The organism is Pseudomonas sp. GW821-FHT10C09, assembly GCF_059415465.1.
On sequence record NZ_JBWKNG010000022.1, the window covers coordinates 76,656 to 95,192 of the forward strand.

Genomic DNA, 18,537 nt, shown 5'->3' on the forward strand with positions numbered 1-18,537 from the left:
TGCCAATAGGTTGGTGGGACGGCACGAAACCTGCGCCGTCCGACACGTCGAGCGACAAATTAGGCTGAATGATAATGATTGTCAATTGAGAAAGAGAAGTAATGCGCCTCGTTGGTGCAAAGTGCGAACTGCCGCACGCCGACGCCCTCGCTTGCACCACCCATCCCCGCTGGCTATCCGGCCTGTCGACTAATTATTTGCAGACGTCATCCGTTCTCATTGGTGAAAGGCGCCGGGCAAATCCCGGCCACAGCCGCATTCCCAATGCCTTGCGCGGTCGGCGAAGACCGCGTCCTGCACGCCTTCCCATGGGCGTGACGCCAGAAAACCGATTCCACTTGCAAGCCGAAATCAGGCAGGAAAACTCATGACCGACGCGTTCGAACTCCCAAGCACACTGGTCCAAGCCCTACAGCGCCGCGCGGCCCTGACGCCGGATCGGGTGGCCTTGCGTTTTCTTGCCGACACCCCGGATCAGGCTGTAGTCCTCAGCTACCGCGAACTGGATCGGCGTGCGCGAACCATTGCCGGTGCGTTGCAAGCCGAGGCGGAATTTGGCGATCGCGCGGTGCTGCTGTTTCCCAGTGGCCCGGATTACGTCGCCGCGTTTTTTGGCTGCCTGTATGCGGGGGTGATTGCGGTGCCGGCCTATCCGCCGGAGTCGGCCAAACGTCATCATCAGGAACGCCTGCTGTCGATCATCAGCGATGCCGAGCCGCGCTTGCTGCTGACCAGCGCTGATCTGCGCGACGCGTTACAGCAGATCGAAGGTGCGCCACCGCTGCTTTGCGTCGACACCCTCGACACAGTATTGGCGGATCGCTGGGTCGAACCAAACCTCGAAGGCGACCACATCGCCTTCCTGCAATACACCTCCGGTTCCACCGCATTGCCCAAAGGCGTGCAAGTCAGCCACGGCAATCTGGTGGCCAACGAATTGCTGATTCGCCACGGCTTTGGCATTGATCTGAACCCTGACGATGTGATCGTCAGTTGGCTGCCGCTGTACCACGACATGGGTTTGATCGGCGGTCTGTTACAGCCGATTTTCAGCGGCGTGCCGTGCGTGTTGATGTCGCCGGCGTACTTCCTCGGCCGGCCGTTGCGCTGGCTGGAAGCGATCAGCGAGTACGGCGGCACGATCAGCGGCGGGCCGGATTTTGCCTATCGGCTGTGCAGCGAGCGGGTCAGCGAGTCGGCGTTGGAGCGACTCGACCTGAGCGGCTGGCGTGTGGCGTACTCCGGTTCCGAGCCGATTCGTCTCGATACCCTGGAGCGCTTCACCGAGAAATTCGCCCCGTGCGGTTTTACCCCGGACAGTTTCATGGCGTCCTACGGCTTGGCCGAAGCGACGCTGTTCGTGGCCGGCAGCCCTCGTGGCCGGGGCATTGGCAACCTGCGCGTGGACGATCAAGCCCTGGCGCAAAACCGCGCGGAACCGGGCGAGGGTAGCGCGATCATGAGTTGTGGTATCAGCCAGCCGGATCACGCGGTGTTGATTGTCGACCCGGTTGCGCTCACTGAACTGGCCGACAACGCTGTCGGTGAAGTCTGGGCCACCGGGCCGAGCATTGCCCTCGGCTATTGGCGCAACCCCGAGGCCAGCGCCAAGACCTTCGTACAGCACAAAGGCCAGACCTGGTTGCGCACCGGTGACCTGGGGTTTATGCGCGACGCTGAACTGTTCATCACCGGGCGCCTGAAGGACCTGCTGATCGTTCGCGGTCATAACCTTTATCCACAGGACATCGAGCAAACCATCGAGCGGGAAGTGGAGGTGGTGCGCAAAGGTCGCGTCGCTGCATTCGCGGTCAATATCGACGGCCAGGAAGGCATTGGCATCGCCGCGGAAATCAGCCGCAGCGTGCAGAAAATCCTGGCGCCCGAAGCGCTGATCAAAGCCATCCGCCAAGCCGTGGCCGAGGCGTATCAAGAAGCGCCGAGTGTGGTGGTGCTGCTGAATCCGGGCGCGCTGCCCAAGACGTCGAGCGGCAAGTTGCAACGCTCGGCGTGCCGCCATCGTCTGGCGGATGGGAGTCTCGACAGCTATGCGCTATTTCCGTCAGCGGCCACCGAGCGTGAAGCAAACACCGAATCCGCTTCTGAGTTGCAAACCCTGATCGGCCAGATCTGGTGCGAACAATTGCAGGTCAAACAGATCCATGCCGACGACCACTTCTTCCTGCTCGGCGGCAACTCCATCGCCGCCACCCAAGTAGTCGCGCGTCTGCGCGAAGCACTCGGCCTGGAGCTGAACCTGCGCCTGTTGTTCGAAGCGCCGACTCTCGGCGCATTCGCCAATGCAGTGGCTCAGCAACAACAGGATGGCGGCCTCGCCCAAGGCGCGATCACCCCGTTGCCGCGCACCGACGCCATGCCGCAATCCCTGGCGCAAAACCGCCTGTGGATCACCTGGCAACTCGACCCGCACAGTAGCGCCTACAACATTCCCGGTGCGTTGCGCTTGCGTGGTGAATTGGATGAAGACGCGCTGCGCGCCAGTTTCCAGCAACTGATCGAGCGCCACGAATCCCTGCGCACGCGGTTCTTCGAGCGTGACGGTGTGGCGCTGCAACAGGTGGATGCAGCCACCCGGTTCAACCTGCAATTGATCGACATCAGCGACCTGCCGGCCGCCGAGCGTGAAGCCCGCGCCGAGCAGATCCGTGAGGACGAAGCGCGTACCCAGTTCGATCTGGAGAAAGGCCCGCTGCTGTGGGTGACGCTGGTGCGCCTCGACGATGAAGATCACCAGTTGCTGGTAACGATGCACCACATCATCGCCGACGGTTGGTCGCTGAACGTGTTGATCGACGAGTTCTCGCGCCTGTACGCCGCTGCATCCCAGGGACAACAAGCAACACTTCCTGCGTTGCCAACCCAGTACGCCGACTACGGCAGCTGGCAGCGCCAATGGCTGGCGCAAGGGGAGGGTGAACGACAACTGGCTTACTGGAAAGCCCGGTTGGGCGATGAGCAGCCGACGCTCAACCTGGCCACCGACCACCCGCGTTCGGCACAGCACACTCACAGCGCGGCGCGTCATTCCGTCAAGCTGGACGCGACCTTGAGCGACGCCATTCGCCGGACCGCGCAGGTGCATGAATCAACCCCGTTCATGCTGCTGCTCGCCGCGTTCCAGAGCCTGTTGCACCGCTACAGTGGCCAGCGCGACATCCGCATCGGCGTGCCGAATGCCAACCGTCCACGCCTGGAAACACAGGGTCTGATCGGCTTCTTCATCAACACTCAAGTGCTGCGTGCCGAAGTGGATTCGCGGCAGCCTTTTGTTGAGCTGTTGGCGCAAACCCGTCAGAACGCATTGGGCGCCCAAGCGCATCAGGACCTGCCGTTCGAACAACTGCTCGAAGCGTTCCCGCAAGCCCGTGAACAAGGTCTGTTCCAGGTCATGTTCAACCACCAGCAACGGGACTTGAGCGCACTGCGCCGGTTGCCGGGATTGCTTGCCGAAGAGCTGCCGTGGCACAGCCGCGAAGCCAAGTTCGACCTGCAACTGCACAGCGAAGAAGACCAGAAGGGTCGCCTCAGCCTGTCCTTCGACTACGCCAGCGAACTGTTCGACGCATCGACCATTGCGCGTCTGGCCGAACACTTCAGCAACCTTTTGCGCGCCATTTGCGAACAACCCGACACGGCCATCGGCGACCTGCCGCTGCTGACGTCGAGCGAGCACGCTGAGCAAGCAGCCTGGAACGCTGAGCCTTGCACGCCGGCCAGCCAATGGCTGCCGCAACGGCTCAACGAACAGGCAAAACTGACACCGGAACGCATCGCCCTGCTGTGGGACGGTGGCGCCATGGACTTCGCCGACCTGCACACCCGAGCCAACCGCCTCGCGCATTACCTGCGCGACAAAGGCGTCGGCCCGGACGTGTGCGTGGCCATCGCTGTCGAGCGTTCGCCGCAATTGCTGATCGGCCTGCTGGCGATCATCAAGGCCGGTGGCGCGTATGTGCCGCTGGACCCGGACTACCCGGCCGAACGCCTGGCCTACATGCTCGGCGACAGCGGCGTCGACTTGCTGCTGACCCAAACCGGGTTGCTTGAACGTCTGCCGGTCACCGAGGGCGTCAGCGTGATTGCCATGGACGCGCTCAACCTCGACGGTTGGCCGAGCCATGCGCCGGGGCTGCATTTGCATGGCGACAACCTCGCCTACGTGATCTACACCTCGGGTTCCACCGGTCAGCCGAAGGGCGTCGGCAACACCCACGCAGCGTTGGCCGAGCGGCTGCAATGGATGCAAGACACCTATCGCCTGAATGACACCGACGTGCTGATGCAAAAGGCGCCGATCAGTTTCGACGTGTCGGTGTGGGAATGCTTCTGGCCGCTGATCACCGGCGCCCGTTTGCTGATGGCCGGCCCCGGTGAACACCGTGACCCGCATCGCATTGCGCAGTTGGTCCAGCAGTACGGCGTGACCACGCTGCACTTCGTACCGCCCTTGCTTTCGTTGTTCATCGACGAGCCGCTCACTGCTGAATGCACCAGCCTGCGCCGCATATTTTCCGGCGGCGAAGCCTTGCCGGCAGAACTGCGCAACCGTGTGCTGGAACAATTACCCTCCGTGCAACTGCACAACCGTTATGGTCCGACCGAGACCGCGATCAACGTCACCCATTGGCAGTGCACCACGGCCGACGGCGAGCGTTCGCCGATTGGCCGTCCGTTGGGCAACGTCATCTGCCGCGTGCTCGACGACGACCTCAACCCCGTACCGGCGGGCGTACCCGGTGAGTTGTGCATCAGCGGCATCGGGCTGGCGCGTGGGTATCTAGGGCGTCCGGGCCTGACCGCCGAACGTTTTGTCGTTGATCCGCTGGGCGAGCAGGGCGCACGCCTGTATCGCACCGGCGACCGTGCGCGCTGGACCGCCGACGGCGTGATCGAATACCTCGGCCGGCTCGATCAGCAGGTCAAATTGCGCGGCTTCCGTGTCGAGCCGCAAGAAATCGAAGCGCGGTTGCTGGCGCAGGATGGCGTAGCGCAAGCCGTGGTGCTGGTGCGCGAGACAGCGGTCGGCGGGCAGTTGATCGGCTACTACACCACCACGGAAACCAGAGAAACCGAAGACGCCCAGATCACACGCCTGATTACCGCGCTAGCGGGCGAGCTGCCGGAATACATGGTCCCGGCGCAGTTGATGCGCCTGGAGCAAATGCCCCTGAGCCCGAGCGGCAAGCTCGACCGTCGCGCCTTGCCCGAGCCGCAATGGCACGTGCGTGAACACGTCGAACCGGTCACTGCGCTGGAACAACAGATCGCCGGCATCTGGCGCGAAGTGCTGGGCCAGACGCAAATCGGTCTGCGCGACGACTTCTTCGCCCTTGGCGGGCACTCGTTGCTGGCCACACAAATCATTTCCCGCACCCGCCAGTCCTGCGACGTCGAATTGCCGTTGCGTGCGTTGTTCGAGAACAGTGAACTGGGCGCGTTTGCCGAGCAGGTTCGGCTGATTCAGGTCAGCGGCCACACCAACAAGCAACCGCCGATCGAGCAAGTCGACCGCAGCCAACCGGTGCCGTTGTCGTATTCCCAGCAGCGCATGTGGTTCCTCTGGCAGATGGAACCGGACAGCCCGGCGTACAACGTCGGTGGCATGGCGCGGTTGCGTGGCGTGCTCGATGTCGGGCGTTTCGAAGCGGCGCTGCAAGCGCTGATCATGCGCCACGAAACCCTGCGCACCACGTTCCCGAGCGTCGACGGCGTGGCCCGGCAACAGGTGCATGGGCAAACCGGAATGCGCATGGACTGGAAGGATTTTTCCGCACTGGCGGGTGAAGTCCGCGAGCAACGCGTCCAGCAACTGGCTGACGACGAGGCGCACACGCCGTTCGATCTGGAAACCGGCCCGCTGCTGCGTGCCTGCCTGGTCAAGACCGCCGAACACGAACATTACCTGGTGCTGACCCTGCACCACATCGTCACTGAAGGCTGGGCGATGGACATCTTTGCCCGGGAGCTGAGCGCGCTTTACGAAGCCTTCGTCGATGACCGCGAATCACCGCTGGCGCCGCTGCCGGTGCAATACCTCGATTACAGCGTGTGGCAACGGCAGTGGCTGGAGTCCGGCGAGCGTCAGCGCCAACTCGATTACTGGACGGCGCAACTGGGCCGTGAACACCCGTTGCTGGAACTGCCGGCGGACCGTCCGCGTCCACCGGTGCAAAGTCACCAGGGTGAACTGTTCCGTTTCGACCTGAGCGATGATTTGGCGGCACGCGTGCGCGCCTTCAATGCGCAAAACGGTTTGACCCTGTTCATGACCATGACCGCCGCGCTGACCGTGCTGCTTTACCGCTACAGCGGCCAGACTGATCTGCGCATCGGTGCGCCGGTGGCCAACCGGATTCGCCCGGAAAGCGAAGGGCTGATCGGTGCGTTCCTCAACACCCAAGTGCTGCGTTGCCAACTCGATGGGCAGATGTCCGTCGGTGAATTGTTCGAGCAGGTGCGCCACACCGTGATCGAAGGCCAGTCCCATCAGGACCTGCCGTTTGATCATCTGGTGGAAGCGTTGCAGCCACCGCGCAGCGCCGCGTACAACCCGCTGTTCCAGGTGATGTGCAATGTGCAGCGCTGGGAGTTCCAGCAGAGCCGCACCCTGGCCGGCATGACCGTCGAGTACCTGGCCAACGATGCGCGGGCGACCAAGTTCGACCTCAACCTGGAAGTCACCGACCTTGATCATCGTCTCGGTTGCTGCCTGACCTACAGTACAGATTTGTTCGATGAACCGCGCATCGCGCGCATGGCCGGGCATTGGCGCAATCTGCTCGAAGCGTTGCTGACCGACCCGCAACAGCGCCTCAGTGAACTGCCGTTGCTCGACACCCGCGAACAGCAAGCATTGCTCGATAGCCTTGGCGTCGAGCCGGGCGAGCATCGCCTCGATCAGTGCATTCATCACCTGTTCAGCGAGCAGGCACTGGCCCGCAAAGACGCGCCGGCCCTGACTTTTGCCGGGCAAACCCTGAGTTATGCCGAACTCGACAGCCGCGCCAATCAACTGGCCTGGATGCTTCGCGAGCGTGGCGTTGGCCCGCAGGTGCGTGTCGGCCTGGCGCTTGAACGGTCGCTGGAAATGGTCATCGGCCTGCTGGCGATTCTCAAGGCTGGCGGTGCCTATGTGCCGCTGGACCCGGAATATCCGCTGGACCGTTTGCACTACATGATTGAAGACAGCGGCATCGGTCTGCTGCTCAGCGATGCAGCGATGTTCGAAGCGCTGGGCGAGTTGCCAACAACGGTCGCGCGCTGGTGCCTGGAAGAGGACACGGCCGGGCTGGTCAATTACCCGACCACCGAGCTGCCGTTTATCAGCCTGCCGCAACATCAGGCCTACCTGATTTACACCTCCGGTTCCACCGGCAAGCCGAAAGGGGTGGTGGTGTCTCACGGTGAAATCGCCATGCACTGCCAAGCGGTGATCGAACGCTTCGGCATGCGTCCGGACGACTGCGAGCTGCATTTCTATTCGATTAACTTCGATGCCGCGACCGAGCGTTTGCTGGTGCCGTTGCTGAGCGGTGCGCAAGTGGTGTTGCGTGCGCAGGGGCAGTGGGATGCGCAAGAAATCTGCGGCCTGATTCGGCAACATCACATCAACATCCTCGGCTTCACCCCGAGCTACGGCAGCCAGTTGGCGCAATGGCTGGCGACCCAGGGCGAAACCCTGCCGGTGCGCATGTGCATCACCGGCGGCGAGGCCCTGACCGGCGAGCACTTGTCGCGGATTCGCGCAGCCTTCAAGCCCAGCCTGTTTTTCAATGCTTACGGCCCGACCGAAACCGTGGTCATGCCGCTGGCCAGTCTCGCGCCTGAACAGCTGGAAGAAGGCTTGGGTAGCGTGCCGATTGGCAGCGTGATCGGTGCGCGGGTGGCTTACATTCTCGACGCCGATCTGGCGTTGGTGCCACAAGGCGCGACCGGCGAGTTGTACGTCGGCGGCGCCGGTCTGGCGCAGGGTTATCACCAGCGTCCGGGCATGACCGCCGAACGTTTTGTCGCCGATCCGTTCGCCAACAATGGCGGACGCCTGTACCGCACCGGCGACCTGGTGCGTCAGCGTGCCGACGGGTTGGTGGAGTACCTCGGACGCATCGACCATCAAGTGAAGATTCGCGGTTTCCGTATCGAGTTGGGCGAGATCGAAACGCGCCTGCTGGAACATGAATCGATCCGTGAAGCCGTGGTGCTGGCCCTCGACACACCGAGCGGCAAGCAACTGGTGGGCTATCTGGTGACGGAGGTCGCCGAGCAGGACGAAGCGCAACAAGCCGAACTGCGCGAATCCCTCAAGTCGCACCTCAAATCCCAACTGCCGGATTACATGGTGCCCACGCACCTGATCCTGCTGGCCAGCATGCCGCTGACCGCCAACGGCAAACTGGACCGCCGTGCATTGCCGGCACCGGACCCGGAGCTGAATCGTCAGCAGTATGTTGCACCGAGCAATGCACTTGAACTGACCCTGGCCGCGATCTGGTGCGAAGTGCTGAACGTCGGGCAGGTTGGGCTCAACGACAATTTCTTCGAACTGGGCGGCGATTCGATTCTGTCGATCCAGGTGGTCAGCCGCGCGCGGCAACAGGGCATCCATTTCAGCCCGCGTGACCTGTTCCAGCACCAGACTGTGCAGACTCTGGCCGCGGTGGCGACCCGCACTGAACAGGTCACTGCCGAGCAAGGCTTACTCACCGGCGAGTCGCGTCTGACACCGATCCAGCATTGGTTCTTCGATACCGACATCCCCGAGCGCCAACACTGGAACCAGGCATTGCTGCTGGAACCGACCGTGGCGCTGGAGCCCCATCGCCTGGAGCAAGCGCTGCTGGCGGTGATCGAACAGCATGACGCCTTGCGCCTGCGCTTTACCCAAACCGATGCGCACTGGCGCGCCGAACACCAACCGCTGTCCGATGTCCCCGTGCTGTGGCAAGTACGTGTTTCGTCGATGGACCAATGCACCGCGCTGTTTGCCGATGCCCAGCGCAGCCTTGATCTCGAAGCGGGGCCGTTGCTGCGTGCGCTGCTGGTCGATGGGCCTGAGGGACAACAACGGCTGTTCATCGCCATTCACCACCTGGTGGTCGACGGCGTTTCGTGGCGCGTGCTGCTGGATGATCTGCAAACGGTTTACCGTCAACTGGACGCGCAACAATCGGTCAACCTGCCGGCGAAAACCAGTGCGTTCAAGGACTGGACGGCGCGCTTGCAGGCGTACGCTGGCAGCGAATCCCTGCGCGAAGAACTGAGCTGGTGGCAGTCGCAACTGGCCGGCCCAAGCGTTGAATTGCCCTGCGAGCGTCCTCAGGGCGGGCGGCAGAATCGTCACGCGCACACCGTCAGCGTGCGCCTTGATAGCGAGCGCACCCGCCAATTGCTGCAACAAGCGCCAAGCGCGTACCGCACGCAAGTCAACGACCTGCTGCTGACGGCACTGGCCCGCGTGCTGTGCCGCTGGAGCGGCGCCGAATCGACGCTGATTCAACTGGAAGGCCACGGCCGCGAAACCCTGTTCGACGAGATCGACCTGACCCGCACCGTGGGCTGGTTCACCAGCGCCTATCCGTTGCGACTGACCCCGATCGGCGGGCAGGGCGACTCGATCAAGGCGATCAAGGAACAATTGCGCGCCGTGCCGCACAAAGGTTTGGGGTATGGCGTGTTGCGTTATCTGGCCGACGACCTCTGCCGACAGGCGATGGCCGGGCTGCCGGCAGCGCCGATCACCTTCAACTACCTCGGTCAGTTCGACCAGAGCTTTGGCGTGGATGCCTTGTTCCGTCCGCTGGATGAAGCGGTCGGCGCGGCCCACGATCCGCACGCGCCGCTGCCCAATGAGCTGAGCGTCGACAGTCAGGTCTACGGCGGTGAACTGGTGCTGCGCTGGACCTTCAGCGCCGAACGCTATGACCCGCAAACTATCTCCGACCTGGCTGACGCTTACGTACGTGAACTGCACAGCCTGATCGAACATTGCCTGCAAGACGAGGCGGGTGGCCTGACACCGTCGGACTTCCCGCTGGCGAAACTGACCCAGACGCAACTCGACGCGCTGCCGGTTCCGGCCGCCGTGATCGAAGACGTCTACCCGCTGACCCCGATGCAGGAAGGCATGCTGTTGCACACCTTGCTGGAGCCGGGCACCGGGCTCTACTACATGCAGGACCGCTACCGCATCAACAGCGAGCTCGATCCGCAGCGTTTCGCCCAGGCCTGGCAAGCGGTGATTGCCCGTCACGAAGCCTTGCGTGCGTCATTCTGCTGGAACGTCGGCGAAGACATGCTGCAGGTTATCCACAAGCCGGGCAGCACACCGATCGAGTACCTCGACTGGAGCGCGATGCCCGAAACCGAGCAGGAACCGACGTTGCAGGCCCTGCTGAAAAGCGAGCGTGAGGCCGGGTTCGATCTGCTCAATCAGGCCCCGTTCCACCTGCGCCTGATCAAGGTCGGTGCGGCGCGTTACTGGTTCATGATGAGCAACCACCACATCCTGATCGATGCCTGGTGCCGTTCGTTGTTGATGAACGATTTCTTCGAGATCTACACGGCCCTCGGTGAAGGCCGCGAGGCGCAACTGGCCGTGCCGCCACGGTATCGCGACTACATCGGCTGGCTGCAACGCCAGAGCCTGACTGACGCGCGGCAGTGGTGGAAAACCAACCTGCAGGGCTTCGAACGCACTACGCCGATCCCGAGTGATCGACCGTTCCTGCGCGAACACGCCGGTGACAGCGGCGGCATGATCGTCGGCGACCGCTACACCCGGCTTGATGCCCGTGACGGTGCGCAATTGCGTGAATTGGCGCAGGCGCATCAGCTGACCATCAACACCTTCGCCCAAGCGGCGTGGGCGCTGGTGCTACGGCGCTTGAGCGGTGATCGCGACGTGCTGTTCGGTGTCACCGTGGCCGGGCGCCCAGTGGACATGCCGCAGATGCAACGCACCGTGGGGCTGTTCATCAACAGCATCGCGCTGCGGGTGAAAATGCCCGAAGACGATCAGCGCTGCAGCGTGCGCCAATGGCTCAGTGGTTTGCTCGACAGCAACATGCAACTGCGCGAGTACGAATACCTGCCATTGGTGAGCATTCAGGAACACAGTGAACTGCCCAAAGGTCAGCCGCTGTTCGACAGTCTGTTCGTGTTTGAAAACGCCCCGGTGGAAGTGTCGGTGCTGGACCGTGCGCAAAGCCTCAACGCGACCTCGGACTCGGGCCGCACCCACACCAACTTCCCGCTGACGGCGGTGTGTTATCCGGGCGATGACCTGGGTTTGCACCTGTCTTACGACCAGCGTTATTTCGACGAATCGACCATCGAGCGCATGCTCGGTGAGTTCAAGCGCTTGCTGCTGGCGCTGGTCGAAGGGTTCCATGGCGACATGGCCGACTTGCCGCTGCTGGGGGCCGAGGAGCAGGAATTCCTCATCCATGGTTGCAACCAGAGCGAACACGATTACCCGCTGGAACAGAGCTATGTCGCGTTGTTCGAAGCGCAAGTTGCTCGGCATCCGCAGCGGATCGCCGCGAGTTGCCTCGATCAGCAACACAGCTACGTCGAACTGAACCAGCGCAGCAACCGCCTCGGTCACGCCCTGATCGCCGCCGGTGTCGGGCTGGATCAACCGGTGGCGTTGCTGGCCGAACGTAATCTCGATCTGCTCGGCATGATCATTGGCAGCTTCAAGGCAGGGGCGGGGTATCTGCCGCTGGACCCGGGGTTGCCGAGTCAACGTCTGAGCCGGATCATCGATCTGAGCCGTACGCCGTTGCTGGTGTGCACTCAGGCCTGCCGCGAACAGGCGCTGGCGTTGCTGGATGAGTTCGGTTGCGCCCAGCGGCCTAAATTGTTGGTCTGGGAAGAGGTCCAAGCGAGCACTGTTTCGATGGGCAATCCAGGCATTTATAGCGGGCCGGATAACCTCGCCTATGTGATCTACACCTCGGGCTCCACCGGTTTGCCCAAAGGCGTGATGGTCGAGCAGCGCGGCATGCTCAATAACCAGTTGAGCAAGGCGCCGTACCTGAACCTCAGTGATGCCGACGTGATCGCCCAGACTGCCTCGCAAAGCTTCGATATTTCGGTCTGGCAGTTCCTCGCCGCGCCGTTGTTCGGTGCGCGGGTGGACATCGTGCCAAACACCATCGCCCATGATCCACAGGGGCTGTTGGCGCATGTGTCGGCGCAAGGCATCACCGTGCTGGAAAGCGTGCCGTCACTGATCCAGGGCATGCTTGCCCAGGAACGCATGAGCCTCGACGGTCTGCGCTGGATGCTGCCGACCGGTGAGGCGATGCCGCCGGAACTGGCGCACCAATGGCTGTTGCGCTACCCGCAGATCGGCCTGGTGAATGCCTATGGCCCGGCGGAATGCTCGGACGACGTGGCGTTCTTCCGCGTCGACCTGGCCTCGACGCGCGGCAGCTATTTGCCGATTGGTACACCGACCGACAACAACCGTTTGTACCTGCTCGATGGCGCACTGGAACTGGTGCCGCTGGGTGCGGTGGGCGAGTTATGCGTGGCCGGCACCGGTGTCGGTCGCGGCTATGTGAGTGATCCGTTGCGCACGGCGCAGGTGTTTGTGCCGAACCCGTTCGGCGCACCGGGGGATCGGTTGTATCGCACTGGAGACCTGGCCCGCCGTCGCAGTGACGGGGTGCTGGAGTACGTCGGGCGTATCGACCATCAAGTGAAGATTCGCGGATACCGCATCGAACTGGGGGAAATTGAAGCGCGCCTGCATGAACAGCCGGAGGTCCGCGAGGCGGCGGTGGGGGTGCAGGAAGGGGTGAATGGCAAACATCTGGTCGGCTATTTGGTCGCGGCTGATTCCGCCTTGAGTCCGAGCGAACGACTGGAACGCATCAAGCAACGCCTGCGCGCCGAACTGCCGGAATACATGGTGCCGCTGCACTGGTTGTGGCTGGATCGCATGCCGCTCAACGCCAACGGAAAACTCGATCGCAAGGCACTGCCGGCGCTGGAGATCGGCCAGTTGCAGAGCCAGGATTATCTGGCGCCGCGCAATGATCTGGAACAGACGCTGGCGGACATTTGGGCTGAAGTGTTGAAGGTCGAGAAGGTCGGTGTGCGCGACAACTTCTTCGAGCTGGGTGGGCATTCGTTGCTGGCGACGCAGATTGCGTCGCGGGTGCAGAAAGCGCTGCAACGGGATGTGCCGCTGCGGGCGATGTTCGAGTGCAGCACGGTGGCGGAGTTGGCGGAATACATTGATGGGTTGGCGGCGAATGACATTACCGAGGAGAAGGTGGATCGGCTGAATGACTTGATGGCGGAGTTGGAGGGGTTCTGATTCTTTAGCGTCTGGTAAGGCCTCTTCGCGAGCAGGCTCGCACACATTGGAATGCAATTACCTGTGGGAGCGAGCTTGCTCGCGATGGGGCCGGTACAGACACTCCAACTGTTGACTATGGGGCCACCGCAGCACAGTCTCCCCGCTCCAGTTTTCACCAAGGAACCCGTCAATGCCCTTCGCAACGATTGAGGGTCAAGCCCTCCATTACCTGGATCAAGGCACCGGCCCGGCGGTCCTGCTGGCCGGCAGTTACCTGTGGGACCAGGCCATGTGGGCCCCGCAGATCGCCGCCCTGTCACCGCACTACCGGGTCATCGCTCTGGACCTGTGGGGCCACGGCGAATCCGGGCCGCTGCCCGCCGGCACGCAATCGCTGGACGACATTGCGCGTCAGGCCTTGGCGTTGCTCGATCATCTGGACATCGATCGCGTCACGCTGGTCGGCTTGTCGGTCGGTGGCATGTGGGGCGCGCGGCTGGCGCTGTCTGCACCGCAGCGAATCAACGGTCTGGTGCTGCTGGACACCTACCTCGGGGTCGAACCGGAACCGACTCGCCAATACTATTTCTCGTTGTTCAAACAGATTGAAGACACCGGTGTGATCTCGGCGCCGTTGCTCGACATCGTGGTGCCGATTTTCTTCCGTCCGGGTATTGACCCGCAGTCGGCGCTGTATCAGGAATTTCGCGCGAAGCTGGCTGCACTGCCGCCGCAGCGCCTGCGTGAAAGCGTGGTGCCGATGGGGCGGATTACCTTTGCGCGTGATGATCTGTTGCCGCGTCTGGGGGCGTTGAATCCTGAAACCACGCTGGTGATGTGTGGCGATCAGGACAAGCCGCGGCCGCCGTCGGAAGCGAAGGAAATGGCTGAACTGATCGGGTGCCCGTCTGTGCTGGTGCCGGAGGCGGGGCATATCTCCAGCCTGGAGAATCCCGGATTTGTCACTGAGGCGCTGCTGAAGTTTTTAGCCGAGGTAAATTAGTTGATTCTACTGGCCTCATCGTCGGAACGCCGCCCGGAGCCGGCTCCGGGCGGCGTTCCGACGAAGGGGCCGGTAAGGCCTACTTAGGTCCCAAAATCTTCGCCAACTTGTCCGGCGAAGGTGCGCCCTGCTGCTGTTGCAGTTCACCCTTGTCATCCATATAGAAAATCGCCGGAGTCGCCTGCAGCTCCAGGTCTTCCATCAATTGCATGTTCGCCGCCAGTTTCAGCTGAATCGCCGGCGGCACTTCCTTCAGCGCCTTGAGCGAACTCTCCTTGCCAGCCTTTTCGTGTTCTTCCAGCGCTTTGCTCGGGTCCTTGGCCGCCAGCAATGCCGCCGATTTGCCCGGGCTGTCTTCGCGAATGATCCCGACCATGATGTGCCTCAGCTGTACTTTGCCAGCCTTCACCCACGGCCGCGCCTGCTCCCAGAACACATTGCAGTAAGGGCAGTTCGGATCGCTGAACAGGTACACGACACGCGGGGCATCCTTTTTACCGTCGCCGATCCAGTTACTGGCTTCCATCTTGCCCCAGACTTCCTTGGACATTGGCGCGTAGACCAGTTTCTGCAACGGCGCCGTGGACAGGTCATTACCGTCGGCATCGTAGAGGTTACCCAGCAACACGTGTTTGCCATCCGGGGTCAGGTACAGCGCCATGCCACGGTTCTGGTATTGCGCGGCATAACCGCGCAAGCCATCCGGTGCATCGAACTGGCCGACGATTTTCGCACCCTTGGCTTCAATCTTCTTGATTGCTTCAGGCAGTTCTTCGGCGGCCTGCACCGACGGCAGGTGCAGCAGGGCGGCGCCCAGGGTCAGCGTCAGCAGGTGGCGGAGGCGGGGCATGGCAGTTTCCTTGGAGAAGTGGACGGTGCGGCAGAAGAAGGGCTGTCGAAGTTTTCCAGGGCGCGGGCCAGGCTGGCTTCCGAGAGTTCGCCCAGGTGGCTGCCCAACAGGCGACCGTCATTGCTATAGAACAGCGTAGTCGGCAAAGCCATGGAACCCACGGCCTGCCCCAGACGACCGCCGCCATCGAACAGCACGTTGGTCAGGCTCAAGCCCTGGGTTTCGAGAAAGGTGGCGACGCTTTGCATGCTTTCGGCCTGATTGACGAACAGGAACGTCAGGTCCGGGCGATGTTGCTGGGCGTTTTCCAGTACCGGCATTTCCCGACGACACGGCGGACACCAGGTGGCCCAGAGGTTGATCACCAGCGGACCACCCTTGTAATCGGCCAGTTGCACGGTTTCACCGGCGGCATTGCGCAGGCTGATTTCCGGCAGGCGCGTGCCTTGCTCGTAAATGCTCAGGGAGACGGTCGCCAGCAGCCAGAACGCCAGGCCGCTGCCCACGCCGAATCCCAGAGGACGGCGCAATCCCGGCCGACGCCAGCCGCGATATAACGTGGCCAACAGCAGCACAATCACCCCCGGCCAGGCCAGAAAACCACCGTCGCGCAGGTCGATGATTTGCCATGGATCGTTGCGATAGTGCATCCAGTAAACCGCCACAAAACTGATCCGGGCCGCCAGCATGCCCATCAGGAACAGGCTGAACAGCACCGACTCGGGGTTCTCGCCACCCCGTTTGGCCACCCGCCAGCCGACAAACGTCGCCAGTGCCAAGGCACTGATCAGCAGCAGATGGTTAAGCGCGATGGCAAAGGTGCCGAGGGTAAAGGTCAGCATTAACGGGCGTCTCGGGTAGTGGTCCAGCGTTGCAGGAAGGTGTCGGCATCGACCTCGCCGGTGATGCGCTGGCTGCGACGCTCTTCGCCGTCGGCGCCGATCCACAGGAAACTCGGTGGCCCCGGCACTTTATAACGGCCGAGCAGTTCGCGGCTGGCGGCATTGTCGGCGGTGACGTCCAGCCGGAGCAAGCGCACATCGCTCAACGCGTCCATCACCTTGGCTTTGCCGAAGACCTGTTTTTCCATGACTTTGCACGAGGTGCACCAGTCGGCGTAGTAATCGAGCAGCACCCATTGGCCCTGCGCTTGCGCCGCATCCAGTTCCCGTTGCAACGCTTGCGGGTCTTTGATCGTGGTGAAGGCCTCGTGGCCGACCGGTGCACCGGCACTGGCCGTGGTTGAACCGCGGTAGACCTGCAGCGGCTGAAACAAATCGTCACTGCCACCGGCGGCGCCGATCATCAACAGGCTGCCCCACAATCCGAGGAGCAATGAACCGGCACCGAACACGTGCGCCGTTCGACCAAAACCACTGGACTGGCGCCAGGCGCTGTAAGCCGCTACCAGCAACAGTGCGCCGCACAAACCGATCCACAGCGACTCATTCAGCACCGGACGCAACATCAGCAACGCGGTGGCGAGGAACAGGAAACCGAAGATGCCTTTGAGCAGGTTCATCCAGGCACCGGGTTTGGGCAGGAAGCGGTTACCGATGGTCACCAGCAACAGCAGCGGCACACCGATGCCGATGCCCATGGCAAACAGAATCAGCCCGCCATGCAGCGCGTTACCGCTTTGCGCGATGTAGAGCAGGGCGCCGGCCAACGGCGCGGTCATGCACGGTCCTACCAGCAAACCGGACAAAGCGCCCAACGCACCGGCGCCGACCAGGCTGCCGCCACGCTGATTGCGCGATACGTTTTCCAGGCGGTCGCGAACCGCCACCGGCAGTTGCAGTTCGAAGAAACCGAACATCGGCAACGCCAGCAGTACAAATACCGCCGCGAAACCGCCCAGCAGCCACGGGTTTTGCAACAGCGCCTGCAGGTTAGCGCCGAGCAGCGCGGCTAACACGCCCATCGCTGCGTACACCAACGCCATGCTCACTACGTAGCTGCCCGCCAGGGCAAACCCACGTTTGGAGGTGGCGCCGCTGCCCACGATCAAACCGGCCAAAATCGGCAGCATCGGCAATGAGCAAGGCGTGAATGCCAGCAACAGGCCCAAACCGAAAAACACCAGCAAGCTCCAGCCCAGCGCCCGTTGTTGCAGGTCGCTGGCCAAGGCCTGATCCGGTGCTTCGTTTGCGGTAATCGGCGCGACACCGCCCAGATCCACGACCTGGGTCTGCGGCGGATAACACAAACCAGCATCGGCGCAACCCTGGAAGCCCACCTTGACCTGCCCGGTAGCACCGGCCGGGATCTTCAGTTCCAGACCCTGGCGGTAAACCTGTTGCTCGCCAAAGAACTCGTCACTGTGCGCTTCGCCTTCCGGCAAGACGGGATGCTGATCAGCAGGCAAACCATCGAATTTCAGGCGTTTTTGGTAAAGGTAATAGCCGTCGGTGATCTGCCAATAGAGCTGGGTTTCACCGGATTCAAGGCGTTCGGAGGTGAAGACAAACGCCTTTTCCACCGGCAGGAATTCAGGTTTGGTATCGAACGGATTGCTCCCTGCCTGGGCCATACCCGAGATCAAGAGGACAAAAAATAAAAACAGACGACGCATGGGTAAGCCTTATCCCTGTGCAAGTGAGTTTCACAATGGGAGGCGGCGATTAACCGATGATTAACCGCACGCCGGTGAATCTTCAGCCGCGCTGCAAGCCCGGCCACGTCCTGTCATTGACTGCGTGAGGGCCGGATTGCAATCGATTGAGTTGCAGGTTGTAGATCAGGTATTGATTGTTCGTCAGGAAAACGTAGAAATAGTTGTCGGCAAAAGTTCGGTCTTTTTGTACGCCTGTAATAATTCGATTGGTATAACGTTCCAGTCCTGGCCAGTAAGTAATGCTGATCTGGCTTTTGGCGTAATCAAAAGAAAGGTGATTGCCGTCATTCATGATGAACTTGAATATGAACTTTTTCCCGGTGACGTCCCACCATGTACCTGCCACGATACGGTCGAAATAAGGAAGCAGCGGTGCCCATATAGAATCTTTAACCGGTTTGATATAACTGACGGTATCGGCGTCTTGATCATATCGACAGACAGTGGGTATGTCGCCCACATAGAAGAATAACCAGGAGGCATCCAAGTCAGCGCCACCGATATCATAGGACAAGCTGGTTGTGGTGAAGCCGAATCGCAGATTTTTGGCATGAGAATGGAAGTCGCCCCAATTGCCTTGCGATATGGCACTTGGGTATCCCTCTGGGATTTTTTCGTCCTCGTTGCTGTACCTGGAGTATTTATTGATATCTTTGAAGAAGAAGTGAATACCATCTTTTCCAGAGCGCCAGTCAATGGCGACAAAATTTTTTAGTTGGGGCATATACTGATTC

6 protein-coding genes are annotated in these 18,537 nt (G+C 61.7%); 2 read left to right on the forward strand and 4 right to left on the reverse strand.

The window, feature by feature from the left end; all coding sequences use genetic code 11:
* Positions 1-367 precede the first annotated feature (367 nt).
* Together AC07N8_RS22235 and AC07N8_RS22240 are read left to right on the forward strand one after the other, a co-directional pair.
* The gene (locus tag AC07N8_RS22235; protein WP_493145864.1) at positions 368-13,351 is read left to right on the forward strand and encodes a non-ribosomal peptide synthetase; all 12,984 of its coding nucleotides are present in this window, start codon (positions 368-370) and stop codon (positions 13,349-13,351) included.
* A gap of 172 nt (positions 13,352-13,523) precedes the next feature.
* On the forward strand, positions 13,524-14,336 hold the full coding sequence (locus tag AC07N8_RS22240) for an alpha/beta fold hydrolase (protein ID WP_493145865.1): 813 nt from the start codon (positions 13,524-13,526) through the stop codon (positions 14,334-14,336).
* Between the two features lie 79 nt (positions 14,337-14,415).
* Here the strand turns inward: AC07N8_RS22240 and dsbG are convergent, their stop codons facing one another.
* From dsbG to AC07N8_RS22260, 4 genes are all read right to left on the reverse strand, one after another.
* Positions 14,416-15,186 carry a thiol:disulfide interchange protein DsbG gene (gene dsbG, locus AC07N8_RS22245; RefSeq protein WP_493145866.1) on the reverse strand — a complete coding sequence of 257 codons (771 nt, stop codon included), beginning with the start codon at positions 15,184-15,186 and terminating at the stop codon, positions 14,416-14,418.
* Entirely contained in the window at positions 15,162-16,028 is an 867-nt protein-coding gene (locus AC07N8_RS22250) for a TlpA family protein disulfide reductase (RefSeq protein ID WP_483841222.1), read from the reverse strand. The genes dsbG and AC07N8_RS22250 overlap by 25 nt, the downstream gene beginning before the upstream one ends.
* Positions 16,028-17,761: a protein-disulfide reductase DsbD gene (dsbD, locus tag AC07N8_RS22255; protein ID WP_493145867.1), complete on the reverse strand. Its 1,734-nt coding sequence runs from the start codon at positions 17,759-17,761 to the stop codon at positions 16,028-16,030. The genes AC07N8_RS22250 and dsbD overlap by 1 nt, the downstream gene beginning before the upstream one ends.
* 82 nt (positions 17,762-17,843) lie before the next feature.
* A complete protein-coding gene (locus AC07N8_RS22260) occupies positions 17,844-18,527 on the reverse strand; it encodes a hypothetical protein (protein WP_493145868.1) in 684 nt (227 codons plus the stop codon).
* Positions 18,528-18,537 lie beyond the last annotated feature (10 nt).

Coding starts and splice junctions, on each gene's coding strand:
- dsbD (WP_493145867.1), bottom strand. CDS start 17,761: ATGCGTCGTCTGTTTTTATTTTTTGTCCTCTTGATCTCGGGTATGGCC.
- AC07N8_RS22240 (WP_493145865.1), top strand. CDS start 13,524: ATGCCCTTCGCAACGATTGAGGGTCAAGCCCTCCATTACCTGGATCAA.
- AC07N8_RS22250 (WP_483841222.1), bottom strand. CDS start 16,028: ATGCTGACCTTTACCCTCGGCACCTTTGCCATCGCGCTTAACCATCTG.
- dsbG (WP_493145866.1), bottom strand. CDS start 15,186: ATGCCCCGCCTCCGCCACCTGCTGACGCTGACCCTGGGCGCCGCCCTG.
- AC07N8_RS22235 (WP_493145864.1), top strand. CDS start 368: ATGACCGACGCGTTCGAACTCCCAAGCACACTGGTCCAAGCCCTACAG.
- AC07N8_RS22260 (WP_493145868.1), bottom strand. CDS start 18,527: ATGCCCCAACTAAAAAATTTTGTCGCCATTGACTGGCGCTCTGGAAAA.